General features: G+C 74.2%; 27 protein-coding genes. 13 read left to right on the top strand and 14 right to left on the bottom strand.

Annotation, left to right across the window (positions count from 1 at the left end; all coding sequences use genetic code 11):
* The first annotated feature begins 27 nt into the window (after nt 1-27).
* Nucleotides 28-387 (top strand): FmdB family zinc ribbon protein, encoded by a 360-nt coding sequence (locus V6U79_RS19955; protein ID WP_334532951.1) that lies wholly within the window; start codon nt 28-30, stop codon nt 385-387.
* 221 nt (nt 388-608) lie between these two features.
* Entirely contained in the window at nt 609-1,229 is a 621-nt protein-coding gene (locus V6U79_RS19960) for a flagellar biosynthesis protein FlgA (RefSeq protein ID WP_334615434.1), read from the top strand.
* A 366-nt stretch (nt 1,230-1,595) separates the two neighbouring features.
* Here V6U79_RS19960 and V6U79_RS19965 read toward each other — a convergent pair whose 3' ends face one another.
* Nucleotides 1,596-1,784: a hypothetical protein gene (locus V6U79_RS19965; protein WP_442933802.1), complete on the bottom strand. Its 189-nt coding sequence runs from the start codon at nt 1,782-1,784 to the stop codon at nt 1,596-1,598.
* Between the two features lie 146 nt (nt 1,785-1,930).
* Between V6U79_RS19965 and V6U79_RS19970 the strand changes: the two genes are divergently transcribed.
* Nucleotides 1,931-2,380: a hypothetical protein gene (locus V6U79_RS19970; protein WP_334615436.1), complete on the top strand. Its 450-nt coding sequence runs from the start codon at nt 1,931-1,933 to the stop codon at nt 2,378-2,380.
* Between the two features lie 30 nt (nt 2,381-2,410).
* On the opposite strand, the gene V6U79_RS19975 is transcribed toward V6U79_RS19970, so the two are convergent.
* A complete protein-coding gene (locus V6U79_RS19975) occupies nt 2,411-2,893 on the bottom strand; it encodes a DUF2231 domain-containing protein (RefSeq protein ID WP_334532962.1) in 483 nt (160 codons plus the stop codon).
* 195 nt (nt 2,894-3,088) lie between these two features.
* Between V6U79_RS19975 and V6U79_RS19980 the strand changes: the two genes are divergently transcribed.
* Together V6U79_RS19980 and V6U79_RS19985 are read left to right on the top strand one after the other, a co-directional pair.
* Entirely contained in the window at nt 3,089-3,517 is a 429-nt protein-coding gene (locus V6U79_RS19980; protein ID WP_334532965.1) for a Fur family transcriptional regulator, read from the top strand.
* A gap of 87 nt (nt 3,518-3,604) precedes the next feature.
* Nucleotides 3,605-4,462 carry an oxygenase MpaB family protein gene (locus V6U79_RS19985; RefSeq protein ID WP_334532969.1) on the top strand — a complete coding sequence of 286 codons (858 nt, stop codon included), beginning with the start codon at nt 3,605-3,607 and terminating at the stop codon, nt 4,460-4,462.
* Nucleotides 4,463-4,514: 52 nt separating this feature from the next.
* Here the strand turns inward: V6U79_RS19985 and V6U79_RS19990 are convergent, their stop codons facing one another.
* From V6U79_RS19990 to V6U79_RS20040, 11 genes are all read right to left on the bottom strand, one after another.
* Nucleotides 4,515-5,351, bottom strand: a complete 837-nt coding sequence (locus V6U79_RS19990) for a RecB family exonuclease (RefSeq protein ID WP_442933389.1) — start codon at nt 5,349-5,351, stop codon at nt 4,515-4,517.
* 132 nt (nt 5,352-5,483) lie between these two features.
* Complete coding sequence (locus V6U79_RS19995) at nt 5,484-6,098, bottom strand: MarC family protein (RefSeq protein WP_334532975.1); 615 nt, start codon at nt 6,096-6,098, stop codon at nt 5,484-5,486.
* 40 nt (nt 6,099-6,138) lie between these two features.
* Nucleotides 6,139-7,005 (bottom strand): PHP domain-containing protein, encoded by an 867-nt coding sequence (locus V6U79_RS20000; protein ID WP_334615437.1) that lies wholly within the window; start codon nt 7,003-7,005, stop codon nt 6,139-6,141.
* Nucleotides 7,006-7,015: 10 nt separating this feature from the next.
* A complete protein-coding gene (locus V6U79_RS20005; protein WP_334615438.1) occupies nt 7,016-8,242 on the bottom strand; it encodes a hypothetical protein in 1,227 nt (408 codons plus the stop codon).
* A 50-nt stretch (nt 8,243-8,292) separates the two neighbouring features.
* Nucleotides 8,293-9,003, bottom strand: coding sequence for a SigE family RNA polymerase sigma factor (locus V6U79_RS20010; RefSeq protein ID WP_334615439.1), 711 nt, complete (start codon nt 9,001-9,003; stop codon nt 8,293-8,295).
* A 103-nt stretch (nt 9,004-9,106) separates the two neighbouring features.
* The gene (locus tag V6U79_RS20015; RefSeq protein ID WP_334529612.1) at nt 9,107-9,982 is read right to left on the bottom strand and encodes a PH domain-containing protein; all 876 of its coding nucleotides are present in this window, start codon (nt 9,980-9,982) and stop codon (nt 9,107-9,109) included.
* Between the two features lie 6 nt (nt 9,983-9,988).
* Nucleotides 9,989-10,147, bottom strand: coding sequence for a hypothetical protein (locus tag V6U79_RS20020; protein ID WP_007455302.1), 159 nt, complete (start codon nt 10,145-10,147; stop codon nt 9,989-9,991).
* 117 nt (nt 10,148-10,264) lie between these two features.
* Nucleotides 10,265-10,963: a DUF6758 family protein gene (locus tag V6U79_RS20025; RefSeq protein ID WP_334529615.1), complete on the bottom strand. Its 699-nt coding sequence runs from the start codon at nt 10,961-10,963 to the stop codon at nt 10,265-10,267.
* 119 nt (nt 10,964-11,082) lie between these two features.
* Nucleotides 11,083-11,706 (bottom strand): TrmH family RNA methyltransferase, encoded by a 624-nt coding sequence (locus tag V6U79_RS20030; protein WP_334529618.1) that lies wholly within the window; start codon nt 11,704-11,706, stop codon nt 11,083-11,085.
* A gap of 67 nt (nt 11,707-11,773) precedes the next feature.
* On the bottom strand, nt 11,774-12,292 hold the full coding sequence (locus V6U79_RS20035) for a hypothetical protein (protein ID WP_334529621.1): 519 nt from the start codon (nt 12,290-12,292) through the stop codon (nt 11,774-11,776).
* Between the two features lie 76 nt (nt 12,293-12,368).
* Complete coding sequence (locus V6U79_RS20040; RefSeq protein ID WP_334615440.1) at nt 12,369-12,884, bottom strand: MaoC family dehydratase; 516 nt, start codon at nt 12,882-12,884, stop codon at nt 12,369-12,371.
* A gap of 546 nt (nt 12,885-13,430) precedes the next feature.
* Here V6U79_RS20040 and trxA point away from each other — a divergent pair.
* From trxA to V6U79_RS20055, 3 genes are all read left to right on the top strand, one after another.
* Nucleotides 13,431-13,793 (top strand): thioredoxin, encoded by a 363-nt coding sequence (trxA, locus tag V6U79_RS20045; RefSeq protein WP_334529627.1) that lies wholly within the window; start codon nt 13,431-13,433, stop codon nt 13,791-13,793.
* Between the two features lie 133 nt (nt 13,794-13,926).
* Nucleotides 13,927-14,367: a hypothetical protein gene (locus tag V6U79_RS20050; RefSeq protein ID WP_334529630.1), complete on the top strand. Its 441-nt coding sequence runs from the start codon at nt 13,927-13,929 to the stop codon at nt 14,365-14,367.
* Entirely contained in the window at nt 14,364-15,296 is a 933-nt protein-coding gene (locus V6U79_RS20055; protein ID WP_334615441.1) for an HTTM domain-containing protein, read from the top strand. The genes V6U79_RS20050 and V6U79_RS20055 overlap by 4 nt, the downstream gene beginning before the upstream one ends.
* Nucleotides 15,297-15,344: 48 nt before the next feature.
* Here the strand turns inward: V6U79_RS20055 and V6U79_RS20060 are convergent, their stop codons facing one another.
* A complete protein-coding gene (locus V6U79_RS20060) occupies nt 15,345-15,764 on the bottom strand; it encodes a thiol-disulfide oxidoreductase DCC family protein (RefSeq protein WP_334529636.1) in 420 nt (139 codons plus the stop codon).
* 91 nt (nt 15,765-15,855) lie between these two features.
* On the opposite strand from V6U79_RS20060, the gene V6U79_RS20065 reads away from it, so the two are divergent.
* The 5 genes from V6U79_RS20065 to V6U79_RS20085 all read left to right on the top strand — a co-directional run bounded on the left by V6U79_RS20065 (nt 15,856) and on the right by V6U79_RS20085 (nt 19,660).
* Nucleotides 15,856-16,905 (top strand): Rv2578c family radical SAM protein, encoded by a 1,050-nt coding sequence (locus tag V6U79_RS20065; RefSeq protein ID WP_334615442.1) that lies wholly within the window; start codon nt 15,856-15,858, stop codon nt 16,903-16,905.
* A gap of 23 nt (nt 16,906-16,928) precedes the next feature.
* Entirely contained in the window at nt 16,929-17,642 is a 714-nt protein-coding gene (locus V6U79_RS20070; RefSeq protein WP_334615443.1) for a hypothetical protein, read from the top strand.
* Nucleotides 17,643-17,664: 22 nt separating this feature from the next.
* The gene (locus V6U79_RS20075; RefSeq protein WP_334529645.1) at nt 17,665-18,072 is read left to right on the top strand and encodes a CoA-binding protein; all 408 of its coding nucleotides are present in this window, start codon (nt 17,665-17,667) and stop codon (nt 18,070-18,072) included.
* A 114-nt stretch (nt 18,073-18,186) separates the two neighbouring features.
* Nucleotides 18,187-18,849, top strand: coding sequence for a hypothetical protein (locus V6U79_RS20080; protein WP_334615444.1), 663 nt, complete (start codon nt 18,187-18,189; stop codon nt 18,847-18,849).
* A gap of 40 nt (nt 18,850-18,889) precedes the next feature.
* Nucleotides 18,890-19,660 (top strand): hypothetical protein, encoded by a 771-nt coding sequence (locus V6U79_RS20085; RefSeq protein ID WP_334615445.1) that lies wholly within the window; start codon nt 18,890-18,892, stop codon nt 19,658-19,660.
* Nucleotides 19,661-19,665 lie beyond the last annotated feature (5 nt).

Genomic DNA, 19,665 nt, shown 5'->3' on the forward strand with positions numbered 1-19,665 from the left:
CGGCCGTGCCCAGATCCGGAGGACGACGTGCCCACGTACCAGTACGCCTGCACCGCGTGCGGCAACCAGCTCGAGGCGGTGCAGTCCTTTTCCGACGAGCCGCTGACCGAGTGCCCCGCGTGCGAGGGGCGGCTGCGCAAGGTCTTCAACTCCGTCGGCGTCGTGTTCAAGGGCTCCGGCTTCTACCGGACCGACTCCCGCGCCGCCGGCTCGGAGAGCAAGAGCGGCGGCACCAGCGCCAAGCCGGCCAAGTCGGAGAGCTCGTCCTCCAGCGGCGACTCGACGTCGAGCACGTCGAGCAGCTCGTCCGGCTCGTCGGGCTCGTCCAACGGCGGGTCGACCAAGGCCCCGGCCGCGAGCACGTCCGGCAGCTCCGCCGCCTCCTGATCCCGCTGCGCCACCGCCCCCGCCGCCCACCGGCCGCGGGGGCGTTCGGCGTTCCCGCCCGGCTCGCTACCAGATCCGACACCCGTACGGGGGTTGTCCACAGGTCCACCGGTTGTCCACAGGTCCCGCGCCGGGGCCACCGGGCCCGCCCCTCTCCCACCTAGCCTGCTGACCGGCGGCCACCCCGGCCGCCCGCGGGTCGGAGGTGGAGGTGAGCCGTCGTGACGGTCGGTGGCACGCAGGGGGCGGACTCGCTGCGGCCGGCGCGCCGGCTCGGCCGTCCGCGCGGTGGCACCCTGCTGCGGATCGGGCTGGTCGCCGCCCTGCTCGGGCTCGCGGTGATCGTGCTGGACACCCCGGCCGGCTGCCCGACCCCGACCGCCCCGCCGTCCGGCCCATCCGCCGGGGCCGGGTCCGGCTCGCCGCCCTCGCCCGCCGGGGCGGATCGCGGATCGGGGCCCGCCGGGGCGGACCGCGGATCGGGGCCCGCCGGGGCGGCTGCCGGATCGGGGCCTGCCGGGGCCGCGCCGGGTGACCCGGCGTCGGGAGCGCGGCAGGGTGCGGCGCTGCCGCTGCCGGGCGGGCTGGTGGGGGTGCCGGTCCGGCTCGCCGAACCGGCGGCGCTCACCGTGCTCCGCCCCGGAGCCCGGGTGGACCTGCTGGTCGTCGCCGAGGGCAGGACCGGGCTGCTGGCACCCGGAGCGCTGGTGCTCGACGTGGTGGGCGGTGGGGACGCCACCGACGGATCATCGGCGCTCTACCTGGCGCTCCGTCCTGATCAGGCGCACCGGGCCGTGGGCCAGCCGGAGGGGAGCCGCTTCGCCGTCGTGGTCCGCGGCTGAGCCGCGGTTCGGCGCGCAGACGCGGGTCCCCGCGCCGCCTCCCACGACCGCGCCGGACCGCGCGAGCCGAACCGCGACCGGGGCTGCCCGGAGCCACAGGCCGCACAGCGCCACGCACCCGACAGACCGCTGATTCGGATACGTCATCAGCTCCAAAGCGTCCGGATGAGGTTCGCGACCCAGCAGCGGTCAGGAGTTCCGGACGCCGCCTCCCATGATCGCGCTGGATCCAGGAAGTAGTGGCTTCCTGGCGGGTGCGAGGCCCCTACTTCCAGGATCGAGCACGATCTTGGCCGGTGGCGACCCGGAGCGGGCGCGAGTCCGGCCCGGAAGGCGCGGCCGGGGGTGGATCGGTAGCGGTGGGGGTCAGTCCCAGTGCGGGGGGCGTTCGGCGAGCAGCCAGTCGTCGTTGCCGCCGCCGCGTTCGCCCCAGCCGTGGTCGGTGTCGTCCACGGTCTGCTCCGGCAGCACCACGAAGTCTTCGCTGAGGTCGACGGCGCGGTCGTCGTCGCCGCGCACGGCGCGTACGTCCGGGTCGGTACTCACGAGCGGCAAGACTATCCCAGCGGCAGCCCCGCCGGCCGGCACCGCTCCGCGGCCCCGGACGAGTCCTCCCGGCCGCGCCGCCCCACCCGGTGGGCCGGGTGCCCGCCGTCGCGTCGGGCGGCCGGTGGGTCGCGGCGTTGGTAGCGTCGAACGCCGTGACCACGCCCAGCGGTGCCCCCGAGGACGATTACTGGCGACGGCCGCCCGAGGATCAGGGGTCGCCCCCCGCCGGGCCGGTCGCTCCCGTACCGGCCGAGCCGATCACCCCGTCCGCGCCGGCGCCCACCTCGCCGTCACCCTGGGCGGCTCCGCAGCACACCGGGCCCGGGCTCCCGGCACCCGACGTCGACCGGACCACCATGCCGCCGCCCGGGGCAACGGCCGGCGGGTACGCCGGTCCGCCCCCGACCACCCCACCGCCGGCCGGCTGGCGACCGCCGGTGCACCTGCAGGCCGCCCCGCCGCGCGCACTCGCCCCGCAGGACATGGAGGCCATGGACGCGGCGGAGCAGCGCGCCCAACGGCTCACGTACGTGATCGGCGCGGCGGCCGGGGTGGTGCTGCTCCTGCTGCTCTGCCTGCTCTGCTCCCGCGCGATCTTCTGACCCCCCGGGTGCAGAGCAGAGCGGGGCCGGTCAGAAGGTGTTGCCCCAGACCGACGCGGCGCCCGTGTCACCGGTGAGGAAGGCGTAGAGCAGCGCGAACACCGCCAGCACGACGATCACCCCGGTGAGCGCCCAGGTGACCCAGGAGGGCAGCCGGGGCGTACGGAATCGGCCGCTGGTGAGCGCCAGCAGCGCGAGGGCCGCCACGGCGAGCCCCACGGTGACCCAGAGCAGGACCTCGCCGTAGTCGGCGTGCTCCTGGATCTTGGCTAGCAGCGCGGGCGGGTAGCCCTTGGCCTCCAGCGCCTCCTGGAACGCCTCGCCGGACTCCGTCGCCACCCAGGCGAAGACGGGGGTCACCACCGCCAGGGCGGCCACCGCCCAGTCGAGTCGGGGCCGCCAGCGGGGCACCAGCCCGTACGCGGCGGCCAGCAGCGCCAGCAGCGGAACGAACACCACGACGGCGTGCACCACCAGGACGTGACCCGGCAGGCCGTTGAACTCCTTGAACACCGACACCTCCGAAGACGGATGTGGTTCCGCGGCAGAAGCGTACGTCGATCCACAGCGCGTGCACGCCCCTCGATCGGCTACCCGCGGCCCCCGCCGGGACGGTTCATGCGCTCCCACCCGGGACGGGGCTGTGGCCGGGGCCACCCGCCGCCGGGTTCGCTTGTCGGTCCGGCGGCCCCGTGCTGTCATTGCCTCATGTCCAGTGGTGAGGAACTTCTCCGGTCGAGGGGCCTGCGGGTCACCCGTCCGCGCCTCGCCGTGCTGGACGTGCTGGCCGCCGGTGGTCACCTGGAGGTCGACGAGATCACCCGTCGGGTGCGCGAACGCCTCGACTCCGTCTCCACCCAGGCCGTGTACGACGTCCTGGGCGCGCTCTCCCGCGCCGGCCTGTCCCGCCGGATCGAGCCGGCCGGCAGCCCCGCCCGGTACGAGGCCCGCGCGGGCGACAACCACCACCACGTGGTGTGCCGGGGCTGCGGCGAGATCGCCGACATCGACTGCGCCGTCGGCGACGCCCCCTGCCTGGACCCGAACATCGCCCACGGCTTCGAGGTGGACGAGGCGGAAGTGACCTTCTGGGGCCTCTGCCCCACCTGCCAGGCCCGCCGCACCGCCGACGTCTGACCGCCGCCGCGCCGGGGTGCACCGGCGCTCCGGGCGAGGTCCGCGACGAGCGGGCCGGTCGGCCCCCGGCCGTGGCACTCTTGACCGGTGGACTCCGACGACACCGGCCTCTTCGGTCCGGGATCGGTCACCTGGAAGGTGCACGACGAGCCGGTCCTGATCGTCGCCGGTCTGCGCTCGCTCTACCTCCAGGCGCTGCATCCCCGAGCGATGGCCGGGGTGGCGCAGAACAGCGGCTACAAGTCCGACGCCTGGGGCCGGCTGGACCGCACCGCCACCTACGTCGGCACCGTCATCCACGGCACCACCGCCGAGGCGGAGGCGGCCGGGCGACGGCTGCGGGCCGTGCACTCCCGGCTGCGGGCCACCGACCCGTTCACCGGCGAGGAGTTCCGGATCGACGAGCCGGACCTGCTGCGTTGGGTGCACGTCACCGAGGTCGAGTCGTTCGTCAGCACCGCCCGTCGGGCCGGCCTGCGGCTGACCGACGCGGAGGTGGACGGGTACTACACCGAGCAGCGGCGCGCCGCCGCACTGGTCGGTCTCGACCCGGCCGACGTGCCCGGCAGCGCCGCGGAGGTCGACGAGTACTACCGGTCGGTCCGCCCCGAGCTGCGGATGACGAAGGAGGCGGCGGAGACCGCCCTGTTCCTCACCGCGCCACCCATCCCGTGGAAGCTGAGCCTGCCGGTCCGGCTGGGCCTGAACCTGGGGCCGCCCCGGTGGGCGTACCTGGGCATCGCCGGCACGGCGCTCGGTCTGCTGCCGCCCTGGGCGTTGCGGTTGTACGGCGGCCTGGGGCTGCCCACCACCGCCCTCTCGGCCAACCTGAGCGTCCGCGCACTCCGCCTGGCCCTGGCCGCGCTGCCCCGGCAGTGGCGGGAGGGGCCGATGCAGCAGGCGGCCAAGGAGCGGGCCGCGCGCCTGACCGCCACCGCCGCCTGACCCCACCCGGCTGCTGATCGGGCAGAGGCCGAGGTGGCGCGACTCGGGCGTGTCAGTCCTCGGCGGGCGGGGCGGGTCGATCCACCGCCGCCCACGGTTCACGCCCCGGCGTCTGCGCGCCGACGGGGCAGCTACGCCGGTAGTCGCACCAGCCGCAGCGGGGACCGGCGACCGCCGGGAAGGCGTCGTCCGGGTCGGTGCCGTCGGCGACCGCCCGTTCGGCGGCCATGATGTCCCGCGCGGTGTCCTCGGCACGGGAGAGTTGCCGGGCCAGCGACTCGGTGGTGTGCTCGTGGGCGGCGATGGTCCCGGTGGGCAGGTGGTGCAGCTCGACCCGGCGGCACGGCCGGCGGAAGGTCCGCTCGGCGGCGTACGCGTAGAGGGCCAGCGCCTGCGAGCCGCGGGCGTCGTCGGCGTCCAGCCCGGTGCGGCCGGTCTTGTAGTCGACGATGACCAGCTCGGGCCCGTCCGGGCCGGGGCGGGAGTCGATCCGGTCGGTGCGCCCGTTGAAGGCGAGCACCGCCGTGCGGACCGCCACCACCCGCTCCACGCCGAGCGGGTCGTCGCCCGGCTCCAGCGTCCCGACGTACGCCTCGAGCCAGCCCAGCGCCCGACGGTACGCCGCCCGTTCCTGCTCGTCGTCGCGGTAGCCCTCGCGGACCCAGGTGCCCTTGAGCAGCCCGGCCAGGGCCTCCGGCCGGCGCCGCTCGGTCGGCAGCGCGTACCAGTTCTTCAGGGCGGTGTGCACGCTCGCGCCCAGCGAGTTGTGCGCCCACGGTGGGCCCTTCGGCGGGGCCGGCCGGTCGACGTAGGAGTAGCGGTAGCGCCGGGGGCAGTCCTCGTACGCGCCGAGTTTGCTCGGGGTGCAGACGAAGAGCCGTTCCGGCATGCCCTCGAAGCCCAACTGCTCGGCCTGCCCGGCGCGGGGTCGGGGTGCGCCGGACGATCGGCCGGCGGAAGAGGTTCGTCGCACGCCGACGATCCTGCCACCCGGCTACGACAGTGCGGCGCGGGACACCGCTCAGGTCATGTTGACGTACTGGGTGACGAAGGCGGCCACGGCGTCGGCGATCAGCTGCACGGCGATGGCGGCCAGCAGCAGACCGGCGATCCGGGTCAGCACCTCGATGCCCCCGGGGCGCAGGATCTTGACGATCCCGCCGGAGAAGCGCAGCACGATCCAGACCGCGACCATCACCGCGACGATCGCGGCGGCAATCGCGGAGAAGTCGTCGAGCCCGTCGCCCTGCTGGACGAAGAGCATGGTGGCCACGATCGCGCCCGGCCCGGCCAGCAGCGGGGTGCCCAGCGGCACCAGGGCGATGTTGGAGGTGACCTGCTGGCTGGGGTCGTCGGCCTTGCCGGTGAGCAGCTCCAGCGCGACCAGAATCAGCAGCAGGCCACCGGCGGCCTGCAGGGCCGGCAGGTCCACGTGCAGGTAGTCGAGGAGGGTCTGCCCGGCCACCGCGAAGATCACGATCACGACGAGCGCCAGCGCGACCGCCTGCCACGCGGCCCGGTTGCGGTCGCGGGCGGGCAGCGGGCCGGTCAGGGCGAGGAAGATGGGCATCATGCCCGGCGGGTCGACGATTACCAGCAGGGTCACGAAGACCTCACCGAAGAGCTTGAGATCCACCGGATAACCGTAGTCGCGCCGCTGTGGACGGAATCGCGGATCAGCCGGAAGCGACCTCGATCACCCCGGAGGACGCCGCGACGATCCGCTCGTACGCCTCCGGGTCGGTGGTGTGCGCGCCCAGCCGGACGGTTTTGTGGGTGCCGTGGAAGTCCGAGGAGCCGGTGACCAGCAGGCCCAGCTCGGCGGCGAGGCCACGGACTTGCGCCGCCTCGGCCGGCGAGTGGTCCTCGTGGTCGGCCTCCAGGCCGGCCAACCCGGCCGCGGCCAGCTCGGCGATCAGCTCGTCCGGGACGATCCGGCCGCGCCGGGTCGCCCGGGGGTGGGCGAAGACCGGCACGCCCCCGGCCGCGCGGACCAGCGACACCGCCCGGAACACGTCGATGTCCTCCTTGGGCAGCCGGTACCGCTGCCCCAGCCAGTCCGCGCCGAACGCCTCGGTGGTGGTGGCGACCAGGCCGGCCCGGATGAGCGCCGCGGCGATGTGCGGACGGCCGACGGTGCCACCGCCGGCGGCGGCCATGATCTCGGGCCAGCTGATGTCCACCCCGTCGGCGCGCAGCAGCTCCACGATCCGTTCCCCGCGTACCTCCCGCGCCGCCCGCACCCGGGTCAGCTCGGCGGCCAGCTCCGGCTCCTCCGGGTCGAAGAGGTACGCGAGCAGGTGCAGCGGCACCGCCGGCTCGACGCCGTGCCACCGGCAGGAGATCTCCGCGCCCCGGACCAGGGTCAGCCCGGACGGTAGCGCCCGCACGGCGGCCTCCCAGCCACCGGTGGTGTCGTGGTCGGTGATCGCGACGACGTCCAGCCCGGCGTCGGCGGCGGCCCGGACCAGCTCGGCCGGGCCGAGGGTGCCGTCGCTGGCGGTGGAGTGGGTGTGCAGGTCGATCGCCGGGCGCGAGCTCACCCGCCCGACGCTACCGGGTCGACGGGCGACCGGCGCGGTCAGGAGGGCCGGTCACCACGACGGGACGGTCGCCGGCGGCGAGGCCGCTCACCAGTGTGGAGGCGGCGCTTCCGCCGGCGAGCACCCGGTCGGGGCGCAGCTGCGCCAGGGCGCCACCCCGGTCGGCGTACGCGGCGCCGGCCGAACCGGTCCAGGCCACCTCGCCGGTGATCGTGGGGCCGACCGGGCGGTCCGGCACCGCCGCGTCGAGGGTGGTCAGGTCGACCAGGAGCGCGCCGTCCCTCGCGCCGGCGCGGCCGTTGACCAGCAGCCAGCGGCCGTCGGCGGAGACGGCCCCGAGGCCGTCGGCGGCGGGTGTCGGGCCGCAGCCGGTGCGGACCGGGGTGAGGTCCGAATCGAGCAGGGCCAGGCAGGAGCGGCCCCCGACGGTGACCCGCCCGGCGAGCCGGCCGTCGGGCAGCACGCCGTAGACGTCGCGCACGTCCCGGTCGCCGCCGGTGGGCAGCGCCCCAGCCGAGGGCCGCCACAGCAGGTACCCGCCGGTGCGGGGCTCGCCGCGCACCAGGACCCGGTCGCCGACGAACCGGGCCGGCACGGCTCCCGCCGGGGCGGTGACGCCGACCGTGGCGATGATCTGGTTGGCGATGATCCCACCGGCGAAGATCTGGTCGCCGTCGCGCCACGCCACCTGGCGGCCGTCGGGTGAGAGGACGACCTCCTCCGCGCCGGCGAGCAGCACCTGGGGTGGGCCGCCGGCCGGCACGGCCCAGAGGCTGCGCTTGGCCGCCGTCGGCCGGCCCACCACCAGCCATCCGCCACCATCGGGCAGGCGCTGCGCCCGGTCGGCCGGGCCGACGCCGAGGTCGTACCGCTTCGCGTCGGCGGTGACGAGGGCGCTGCCCACGATCAGGTCGACCGCGCCCTCGACCGGCCGGGCCGCCGGGGGCGGCACGACGGGCCAAGCGGAGGTGGTGGCGACGCCCTGCGGGTCGCCCAGCACCACGGTGGGGGTGGTGGGCCGGCCGGGTTGCCCGCCCAGCTGCGCCATGCCGGCGGTGACCAGGACGGTGGTGACGCCGGCCAGGGCCAGCCCGGTCAGCGTCCGGCGCCGCTGGGCCCGGCGGGCCCGCCGGATGGCCACTCCCGCCGGGTCGGCGGCGAGCGGCCGGGGCGTGGCGACCCGGCGGGAGAGGGTCTCCCGCAGCGCCCGCTCCAGGTCGTCCTGCGTCACAGCCATTGGACGCCCGGGACCGCCGGTCTGGTTGTCGGTCGAGCTCGGGTGAGAGTTCATCGGCTCTCCGCCGGCACGCTCCGGGTCGGCACGGGTGCGGCCGGGCGGGGCCGGGTGACCCCGGTCCGCGCCGGTCGGGCCGCGTCGCCGGCCCCGGCCGGGTCGCGTGGCAGGCGGTCGGCGGGCACGGCGGTCGCCGGTCGCCGGGTCGCCGGGGTACGCGGGGCGGGGCGGGGCGGCGTCGCCGCGCGCTCGGCCGGCAGGTCCAGCGCCGCCTGCTCGCCGAGGCGACGGCGCAGCGTGGCCAGGGCCCGGGACGTCTGGCTCTTCACGGTGCCCGGGGAGATCTCCAGCAGCGCGGCGGTCTGCGCCTCGGACATGTCCTCGTAGTAGCGGAGCACCAGCACCGCCCGCTGCCGCGCGGGCAGCGCCGTCAGGTGCCGCCAGAGCAGGTCCCGGTCGAGCTGCTGGGCGATCTCGTCCACCCCGGCGCGTTCCGGCAGCACCTCGGTCGGACGCTCACCGTGCCAGCGCCGCCGCCACCAGCTCGTCGAGGTGTTGACCATGACCCGTCGGGCGTACGGCTCGATCGCCTCGATCCCGCCGAGCCGCTTCCAGGCGAGGTAGGTCTTGGTCAGCGCGGTCTGGAGCAGGTCCTCGGCGGTCGCCCAGTCCCCGGCGAGCAGGTACGCGGTCCGCAGCAGGGCACCGGAGCGGGCCGCGACGAAGTCGCGGAACTCCTCCTCCAGTTGGTCCCTGTCGGCCACCGCGCACCTCCGCACCCCATTCTGCATGGCAGGCTGCCACGCTCGGGCCCCTCAGGTCGACGGCGAATGGTGCGCAGTTGATCCGATGAAAGGACGAAAACCTTCAGGCGCCGTCGTCGGCCTTGGCCTCGTCGGCCTCCTTGCCCAGCCGCGCCTCGACCGCCTGCGGCTCGTACATCTCCTCCACGACGCGCAGGTAGAGCTCGTTCGGGTTGGGCAGGTTCTTGATCTCCCGGAGCGCCTGCTCCTGGCCGGCCGACTCCAGCACGAAGGTGCCGTAGTTGAGCGCCCGGCCGGTCGGGGTCTGCTCGTACTTCATGTCGGTGACCCGGACCAGCGGCATCATGGCGACCCGGCGGGTGATGATGCCGTTGACCACCATGACCCGCTTGTTGGTCAGGATGAACCGGTCGTACCACCAGTCGGCGACCTTCCAGGCCACCCAGCCCATCACCGCGAACCAGAGGAGCACCGCGATCGTGGTGAGCGCGCCGACGTCCTGCCCGGCGAGAAAGCCGGAGAGGTAGCCGAGCACGAAGGTCGCGGCGATGCCGACGATGATCGGGGTGGAGAGGTGGATCCAGTGCCGCTTCCACTCGCCCCGGTAGCGCTCGGTGGGGAAGAGGTAGCGGGCGACCAGCGAGCTCGGCTCGTCCTCGAAGGGCAGCACCCGACGGGGCGCCATGCCCTGGGCGTCGGCCCGCAGCCCGGCCAGCTCGTCCTCGGAGATGGTCGGCTGCTGGTGGCTGGCGTCCGGGTCACGCACCCAGGCCCGCCCGGAACGCCCCTCGCCGGCGTAGCCGGGCCCTTCGCCGTACCCGATGTCGTCCGAAAGGGAGGGTCCGTCGGAGAGGCCCGGGCCGGTGCCGTAGCCCGGCCCGTCGTCGGGCCGGTATCTCGGGATCGGCTCGGTGTCCCGTTCCCGGCGCTCCCGGTCGGGGTCGTCGGGGTCGAAGGGGGGACCGGAGGGGCTGCCCATCGGCGGCTAGGCGACGAGGCTGGTGAAGAAGTCGCCGAAGCCCTGGGCGATGTCCATGATGCCGCCGCCGAGCGACTTGAAGACATCCGCTGCAGAGTTTGGCCGGTAGGCGACGAAGAAGATCAAGAATGCGATACCGGCCCAGGTGAGGACCTTCTTGACCATAGCGGGCCATCCTCTCGCGCGGCGCCGGGTCCGTTTACCGCAGCGGCACCCAGAGTATCAGCATGGTGTCGTACAGTGAATATCTGCGTCCGTTCCCCGACAAGCCCGGAGGGTGGGTCACACCCTGCCGTGCAGGTACGGGGATGGTGCACCGTACACGAGCTCGGGCGGAGTCCACTCGGAGAGGTCGTGCAGGACGACATCTTCGGCGAGGAGGTGACCCGCGCTCGCCGGCCAGGCTATCGCATGTAGCCACATTCCCCGAGCCTCGCCGGCGTACGCGCTGCGATCGGCCGCGGAATTCACCAGCCACAGTGGAGTCGGATGCCCACCGACCCGGATCCGGGCCGGCTCGACGTGCTCCGGGTGCCCCGCCCCGGGGCCGGTCAACGCCTCGGTCAGTTCGGGCCCCGGGTCCGGTCCGGACATCCCGGCGAAGCGGGCGCCCAGCCCGACTCCCGGTTCCTCGGCGACCAGGACCAGATCGGCCGGCCCGCCCTCGAGCGGGGCGGGACCGGCGCAGGCCACCGCCGTGGCCCGCACGCCGGCCGCGTCGTCACCGGCCCAGCCGACGCCGGTGACGGTCCAGCCGGTCGGCAGCGGCCACGGGCACCAGAGGGGCACCCCCGGTCGGTCCGGCGCGGCGTCGGCGGCGACCCGCTCCACCACGCTCGCCATGATCTCGGCCCCGATGTGCTCGGGCACGTTCAGCGGCGCGACGGGCCCGCACCGGGCGCACCGCGACTCCGGATGCATCAGGTCCGGCGGACGGACCTGACCGGCACACCTCGGACAACTCACCACGACACTCACCACCCCACCGTCACCCGGTGCCGGCGGCCCGTCAAGCGGAGCCGCCGATTCCCCCCGCCCGGGCGAGAAAGAGGCGGCGTTCCGGGTGGCGGCGACGTGGCCGGCGGCGCGGGGTGCGGCGTTCAGCCGGGTGGCGGACCGGCGTGGGTCCGGATCCAGGCGTGCATGGCGATGCCGCTGGCCACCCCGGCGTTGATGGACCGGGTCGAGCCGTACTGGGCGATGGAGAGGAGCTGGTCGCAGGCGGCCCGGGCCGGTTCGGAGAGCCCCGGTCCCTCCTGACCGAAGAGGAGGACGCAGCGCCGCGGCAGGCGGACGGTCTCCAACGGCAGGGAACCGGGAAGGTTGTCGATGCCGAGCACGGGCAGCTCCCGGTCCGCGGCCCAGCCGACGAACTCCTCGATCGTCGGGTGGTGCCGGACGTGCTGGTAGCGGTCGGTCACCATGGCGCCCCGCCGGTTCCACCGGCGCCGGCCGACGACGTGCACCTCGGCGGCGAGGAAGGCGTTGGCGTTGCGGACCACGGTGCCGATGTTGAAGTCGTGCTGCCAGTTCTCGATCGCCACGTGGAAGTCGTGCCGGCGCAGGTCGAGGTCGGCCACGACGGCCTCGTGCCGCCAGTAGCGGTAGCGGTCGACCACGTTGCGCCGGTCGCCGGCGGCGAGCAGCTCCGGGTCGTACCGCGGGTCGTCCGGCGGGTCGCCGGGCCACGGTCCGACGCCCACGTCGAGCTGGTCCTCGGTCACGGTCACAAGAGGGTACGGCCCGGCCGGGCCGGCGCCGTCCGCGCCCCCGCCGGGGTGCGCGCCGCGCTCACCGCAGCTCCAGCGACCCGGCGAGCCGGTCCAGCAGTCGCCGGTCGGCGGGGCTGACGCCGGCCGGCGACGGGGCGGCGTGGCAGACCCGGGCGGCCACCGACTCCACCCACTGGCGGTAGGCGGCGGAGTCGGCCGGGTCGGCCCGGCGGCGCAGGACCCGCACCGCCGCCCGGGCGGCGGCGAGCAGGTCCACCAGATCGGCCAGCCGTTCGTCGGGCATCGGGGCCCCGTCGTGCCGGGCGTAGATCGCCGCGACGACGGCCCGGACCAGGTCGCTGTCCGAGGCCCGACCGGCCGCGACGGCGTCGAGCCCGGCGAGTCCCTCGGCGACTCCCCGGGGTGGGCGTCCGGGAGCGGGCGAGGCGGCGGCGACGAGCACCCGGCCGGGCAGGGTGGTGAGCAGGTCCCACTCCGCGGCGGAGTAGACGGCGGTGGTCAGCGGTGCGGCACGACGTCCGGCAGAGGGCGGCTCTCCGGCGAGGGAGTGGCTCATGGGGACCTCCGGCGCCAGCATATGCCCGCCGGACCCGGACCGGGCCCGTCCCCGCCGGATCACGGCAGGTACGGGCCCGGTCGGGAGACGTGCGAGGTCAGCGGGGTTCGGGGAAGCTCGGCCGCTCCGGGTCCACGCCCTCGGGCACGGCCGCGGCGGCGTACTCCCGCTTTGGCACCATGACCTTGCGGCGGAAGACGCAGACCAGGGTGCCGTCCTGGTTGTAGCCGCGGGTCTCCACCGCGACCACGCCGCGGTCCGGCTTCGAGTTGGACTCCCGCTTGTCCAGCACCGTGGTCTCGCCGTAGATGGTGTCGCCGTGGAAGGTGGGGGCGACGTGCCGCAGCGACTCGACCTCCAGGTTGGCGATCGCCTTGCCGCTGACGTCCGGCACGGACATGCCCAACAGGAGCGAGTAGATGTAGTTGCCGACCACCACGTTGCGCTTGAAGTGGGTCGCCGACTCGGCGTAGTGCGCATCCATGTGCAGCGGGTGGTGGTTCATGGTGAGCAGGCAGAAGAGGTGGTCGTCGTACTCGGTGACCGTCTTGCCGGGCCAGTGCCGGTAGACCGCGCCGACCTCGAACTCCTCGTAGTAGCGGCCGAACTGCATCCTTGTCCCCTTCGACGGGCGGCGATGGAGTTCGGCACAGCATGCCTTACCGCTTGTTAAGGCAATGACGGGGGCGCTGGGGGTGAGGAAATGTCACACCGGCCACATCCGAGGGGAGACGCAATGAGCGGCGGGGCCCTCCCCGGCACCCGCCGCCCACGCTCTGATGCCCAAGATTCTGCCCGACACCGGCGACCGGGGGACAGAGACCGGCGTCACATTTATCTTTTTGTAACGTCACGCTGCGTGATGAGTGGTGGAATCCTGTGCGATCTCCGCAGGTGGGATCGCCGCTCGTCAAGGGCCAAGTTACCGCGATGTAGCAGGTCAGGCCGGCGTTCCGGATGGGAACGCTCCCATCACATCTCGTCACGCAAATGCGTCGTGCACTTGCGATCCGCAGGACGGGACCGACCGACGGGATTCGATGGACATGATCACCGAATGGCTGGTCGACGCCGGTTTCGTCACACCCGGCCCGGGAATTCGACACCAGCCGCCCTGGTTCTACGGGTCGAGAACACACCGCGCGGATCGGAGAGAGCAATGGCATCGGTTGAGCTGACCACGGCCAACTTCGACGAGGTGACCGAGCGCGACGGCATCGTGCTGGTCGACTTCTGGGCAGATTGGTGCGGTCCGTGCAAGCGGTTCGCCCCCGTCTACGAGCGCTCCTCGGAGAAGCACCCGGACATCGTCTTCGGCAAGGTCGACACCGAGGCGCAGCAGGAGCTGGGCGCCAAGTTCGACATCCGGTCGATCCCGACCATCATGGCGATCCGGGACGGTGTGATCGTCTTCGCCCAGCCGGGCGCGCTGCCCGAGTCGGCCCTGGAGAACCTGATCGAACAGGTCCAGGCGCTGGACATGGACGACGTGCGCAAGCAGCTGGCCGAGCACAAGCACTGAGCTGGCACTTCGACGGCCGGGCCGGAAGGCCCGGCCGTCGCCGTACCCGGGGTCCGAACGACGACACGCGGAGCCGGGCCGCACCACGCGGGGACGCCGCCGGGTGGCCCGGATCCCGTATCGTCACGACCCGATGGAGACGTTGACTCCCCGCGGCCGCACGGTCCGGCTGGGCGCCACCGCGCTCGGCCTCGCCGTGCTGCTCGCCGGCACCCTCTGGGGCGTCGACGACCACTTCCCGTTCGGGCCGTTCCGGATGTACTCCACCTCGGAACCGCCGAACGCCCCCGCACCGGACACCCGGGTCGAAGGGGTCGACCGCACCGGTGCGGTGGTCCCCCTCGGTCAGGACGCCACCGGCATCCGCCGCGCCGAGATCGAGGGCCAGCAGGACCGGTACGCCGCCGACCCGACGCTGCTGCGGCAGGTCGCCGACGCGTACGCCGAACGGCACCCCGGGGCGCCCGAACTGGTCGAGGTCCGCATCGTGATCCGCTGGTACGGCATCCGCCAGGGGCGGCCCACCGGCCGGTGGTCCGACGAGACGACCGTCCGCTGGCAGGCGTCCCGATGACCCGCTGGCTGACCGAGGCCGTCCCCCGGGGCCGGGTGGCCGCCTTCCGTACCCTGGTCTATCTCTTCGTCGCGGCGGACCTGGTGGTCTTCACCCCCTGGGTGCGCACCCGGGTGAGCGTCCCCGGCGAGCTCTACCAGCCGCTGCTCGTCGGCCGGCTGCTGCCGCTGCCCACTCCGACGCCCGCGCTGGTCGCGGTTCTCTTCTGGGCGCTGCTGGTGCTGGCCCTGCTCGCGGCCACCGGCCGCGCGCACCGGCTGCTCGGCTGGTCCGTCTTCGCGCTCTACTTCCAGTGGATGATCGTCGCGATGAGCTACGGCAAGGTCGACCACGACCGGTTCGGGCTCCTCGTCGCGCTGGCTGTGCTCCCCACCGCCGGTCGGGCCCGGCACGGCGACCCGACCCGCAGCGAGGCCGGCGGCTGGGCGCTGCGGGTCACCCAGATCGCGGTGGTCTGCACGTACTTCCTCGCCGCCTGGGCGAAGCTGCGCTTCGGCGGCCTGGACTGGGCGACCGGGTCGGTGCTCGCGCGGGCGATCATCCGGCGCGGCACCGAACTGGCCGACCTGATCGCCCAGGTGCCGTACCTGTTGCTCGTGGCCCAGTTCGGCATCCTCGCCTTCGAACTGCTCACCCCGGTGGTGTTCCTGCTCCCGGAACGCTGGCGGCAGGCGACGATCGCCTTCTTCTACTCGTTCCACCTGGTCACCATCGCCACGATCACCATCTCGTTCATCCCGCACCTGGTGGCGATGACCAGCTTCCTGTCGCTGGAGCGGGTACGCCCGGTGGTGTGGGCCCGGCGGCTGGTGGCCCGGCGGCGGGCGGCCGAGCAGACGAGCGCGGCGGGCGGCGAGGACGACGGCGAGCAACCACCGACGCCTCCGCTGGCCGGCCCGGCGCCGGCGGTGGGACCCGCCACGTCCTGACCGGCCGGGGCCGAGCCGGGACCGCCCCTCCCCGGCGGGACCGCCGCGTCAGGCGTCGGTGGTCGGGCGGCCGGTCGGGCCGTAGAGCCGCTCCCGGGCCTCCTGCGGCAGGGCACACGCGGCCGTGCCACCGGGGAGCCGGTGCCGGTTGCGGGCCACCCAGCGGTACGCCGGCCAGGCGGCCGCCCGAGCCGGCGGGAACCGCAGGCCGGCCCCGGCGACCCGCCAGAGCGGACCACTGTCGCCGAGCAGCCGGGCGATCGCGTCCGGCCCGGCGGCGCGGGAGCCGTCGGCGCCGACCCACTGCACCGCCTCCTCGCACTCGGCCTCGGTCAGCCCGAGCGCGTCGAGGTCGGCGAACTGCCACGGCAGCACGCGCGCGCCGGTGGGGATCCGGCGCTCGATGAACTCGGCGCAGCGGGTGCAGAACGCGCAGTCCCCGTCGTAGACGAAGGTCGACCTCTCCATGCCCCCATCCTCCCCCGGCCGGGTGCCGGGCGGGTGCCGGTGTCCGGCGGGTCACTTGCGGTCTTCTCGTACGCATGTTCGAATGGTGGCCATGCGCTGGGAGAACCTCTCCGCTCCCCCGGACGAGGGGCATCCCGACGGGCCGGCGCCAGCGACTCCACCCCTGCCGCTGGCGCTGCCCGGCGCGGTCGTCCGCACCTTCGACACCCCCGGCTTCGCCGGCATGACCTTCTACGAGGTGCGGGCCAGGTCGATTATCAACCGGGTGCCCGGCACCTCCCGGGTCCCGTTCCAGTGGACGATCAACCCGTACCGGGGATGCAGCCATGCCTGCGTCTACTGCTTCGCGAGGAACACCCACACCTACCTCGACCTGGACGCCGGTGAGGACTTCGACCGGAAGGTGATCGTCAAGGTCAACGCCGGTGAGCTGGTCCGCCGCGAGCTGGCCGCCCCGCGCTGGCGGGGCGCGCACGTGGCGATGGGCACCAACGTGGACTGCTACCAGCGGGCCGAGGGTCGCTACCGGCTGATGCCGCCGATCATCGAGGCGCTGCGCGACTTCGCCAACCCGTTCTCCATCCTCACCAAGGGCACGCTGATCCTGCGCGACCTGCCGCTGCTGCGGCAGGCCGCCGAGGTGACCCGGGTCGGCGTCTCCTACTCGGTGGGTTTCGTGGACGAGGCGCTGTGGCGGGCGGTCGAGCCGGGCACCCCGAGCCCCCGCCGCCGGCTCGACGCGGTGCGGCAACTGACCGACGCCGGCTTCGAGGTCGGGGTGCTGATGGCGCCGATCCTGCCCGGGCTCAGCGACACCGACGAGTCGATCGAGGCCACCGTCGCCGCGGTCGCCGCGGCCGGGGCGACCAGCGTGACCCCGATGGCGCTGCACCTGCGCCCCGGCGCCCGGGAGTGGTACGCGCAGTGGCTGGCCGGCGAGTTCCCGCACCTGGTCCCCCGCTACCGCGAGCTGTACGGCTCCGGGGCGGCCTACGCGCCGCAGACGTACCAGCGGGAGCTGACCGCGCGGGTGCGGATCGCCGCCCGCCGGCACGGGCTGCACCGGGCCGAGCCCGGCGACGACCATCGATCGTCGACGCCGCCCGCCCCGCCCGCCACCGAGCAACTCACGCTGCTGTAGCCAGCGGGGTCTACCCTGCCGGCATGCGGGAGACCATCGATGGGGCGCTGCGCCGGCAGCGGATCGCGGTCGTGCTGGCGGTCGTCGTCGGGTTGCTCACGAGCGTCGGCACCGGGGCGGGACGTGGCACGGCGGGTCTGCTGGCTCTGCTGCCACTCGTCGTCTGCGTCGGCCTCCTGGTGAGGCAGTTCCGGCTGCCGCCGAGCGGCGACGACCTGCGGGTGGACGAGCGGGAGCGGGCCCTGTACGCCCCGCCCCGCGCCGGTGTCACCCTGGTCCCGCTGCTGGTCGGCCTCGGGGCGTACCAGACGGCGAACAGCTGGCCCCGGGCCGGGGACGGCTCCTTCCGGCTGGCGCTGACGGTCTCGTTCGCGCTCCTCACGGTCGTGTTCGCCGTGCTGTTCTGGCGGCGGGTGCCCGGGGTGCAGCTGACCCCGGAGGGCATCACCCACCGCCGTCACGAGCGGCAGTGGTTCGTACCGTGGGCGGACCTGGACCCGGCGGGACGGGTGGGGTCACCGCGCGGGTCGGGGGTGGTCTCGCTGCCGCTCGGCCGCCCCGGGTCGAGCCGCGACGCCCGGGGCCGCGGGTCGGTGGCGGTGCGCGACCTGGACGCGGCGCCCGAACGGATCGCCGCCGCGATCCGGCATTACCTGACCCACCCCGATGAGCGCGCGGAGATCGGCACGCCGCAGGGGTACGCGCGGCTGCGCCGCGCGCTCGACGGCGACGCCTGAGCGGCGGGGTTAGAGTCGGCTGATGCGTACCGCTCAGCAGATCCTCGCCGACTCGGCCGTGATCGCCGTCGTGGGCGCGTCCCGCGACCCGCGCAAGGCCGCGCACAGCGTGCCGTTGCAGATGCAGCGGTACGGCTGGCGGATCATCCCGGTCAACCCGACGGTCGACGAGCTCTTCGGTGAGAAGGCGTACCCGACGTTGGCGGAGATCCCGCACCCGGTCGACCTGGTGGATGTGTTCCGGCCGGCGGCGGACGCCGTGCAGGTGGTCCGGGACGCGGCGGCGATCGGCGCGCCGGCGGTCTGGTTGCAGCTGGGCATCGTCTCGGCCGAGGCGCGGCGGATCGCCGAGGAGGCCGGGATGGAGTACGTCGAGGACCGCTGCCTGATCGTCGAGCGGGCCGCCGCCGGGCTCACCCGGCTCGGCTGAGCCGGTCGTCAGCCGACACCACGCGGCTTTCACAGTGCAACTGCATTGACACTCTCCCGGGAGCCGTTAACATTGCGACTGCAATGTAAAAATTTCCCAAGGAGGGGGTGACCGGTGCGCGAGAGCCGGCTCGCCGTACCGCCCCTGCTGCGGCGGGCGGTCGCGTACGAGGTGGGGATGTGGCGCAGCCTCTACCGGTGGATCCTGCGCCGACCGCCCGCCCTGGAACCGGGGGCCGAGGCGTTCAGCTACCTCGGCGTGGTCCGGCCGATCCTCGGCGTCTTCATCGGGCTCTCGGCGATCGAGATCCCGATCTTCGACCTGATCATCAGCCGCACCGTGCCCTGGGAGTGGGTACGGACGCTGGCGCTGGTCCTCGGCGCCTGGGGCCTGCTCTGGATGATCGGCCTCTTCGCCAGCCTGCGACTGCACCCGCACGTCGTCGGCGACAGCGGCCTGCGGATCCGCAACGGCACCACGGTCGACTTCACCCTCCCCTGGTCGGCGATCGCCACCCTCGACGCCCGCTACCGCTCGCTGCCCTCCAGCCGCACCCTCCAGTTCGAGGAGGACGGCGACGGCGGGCTGGTGCTGAACGTCGGTACGGGCAGCCAGACCAGCGTGGACGTCGCCCTGCGCGCGCCGCTCGCCATCCCACTGGCCAAGGGCCCGAGTGAGCCGGTGACCGAACTCCGCCTGTACGCCGACGACCCGACCGGGCTGGTGAGCTGCGCCCGGCGGCACCTGGCCCGCCACCTCTCCGGCTCGGGGAGCTGAGGAGCCGCAAGCCTGGCACGCCGGCCCTACCCTGCGGGCCATGTCCTCCCTGCGGCCCGGCCGCGCACCGTCGCTCGGTGACGGGCTCTGGTCCCGGCGGTTGCTCTCGCTCGCGGTCGCCACGGCGGTGGCGACGGCGGTGGCCACGCCGCTGCTGCGGGCGCCCCGATTCGAGTTCGGCGGCGCCATCTGTCTGTTCTGGCTGATGGTCGGCGCGGACCAACTGGCGAAACGCTGGTGGCCGCGGCGGGACGCCCGACTGGTCTGGACGGCGCGGGTGGCCGGTCGGGACGCGGTCGAGCCCGGGCTGGTGGCTCGCCGGTCGCTGGCGGGCTGGGCGGACCTGGCGACGGGTCTGGCCTGGATCGGCGGGGGTGCGCTGACCGCGATCTCCCTACCCCCCTCCGACCAGCAGTGGGGCCGGGCCCTGCGGGTGCTGCTCATCCTCGGCCTCGCGGCGGGACTGGGGTGGGCCGCCTACCGGGAGGTGCGGTTCACCGGGCGGTTGGCGCTCACCGCCAGCGGGATCCGGTACGGCTCTCGACGGTACGACTGGACCAACATCGACCGTGCCGTCCCGCGCAGGAGGGACGGCCGGTTCGACGGCGTACGGCTGCGGCAGGTGATCCGACGCCCGCTGGAGCCGGATCCGGTGGTCGGCGGTCGGGACACGGCGGTCCCGGAGGAGCGGATCGTGGCCGCGATCGAGGCGTACCGGCAGCGCGCGCACGTGCTCGCGGGCGGGCCGGTCACCGCGCCGGAGCCGATCGCGGACCCGGAAGCGGCACCTCCCGCTCCCAGCGAGAGGTGATGGAG

Source organism: Micromonospora psammae, from assembly GCF_036902725.1.
Taxonomy (GTDB): domain Bacteria; phylum Actinomycetota; class Actinomycetes; order Mycobacteriales; family Micromonosporaceae; genus Micromonospora.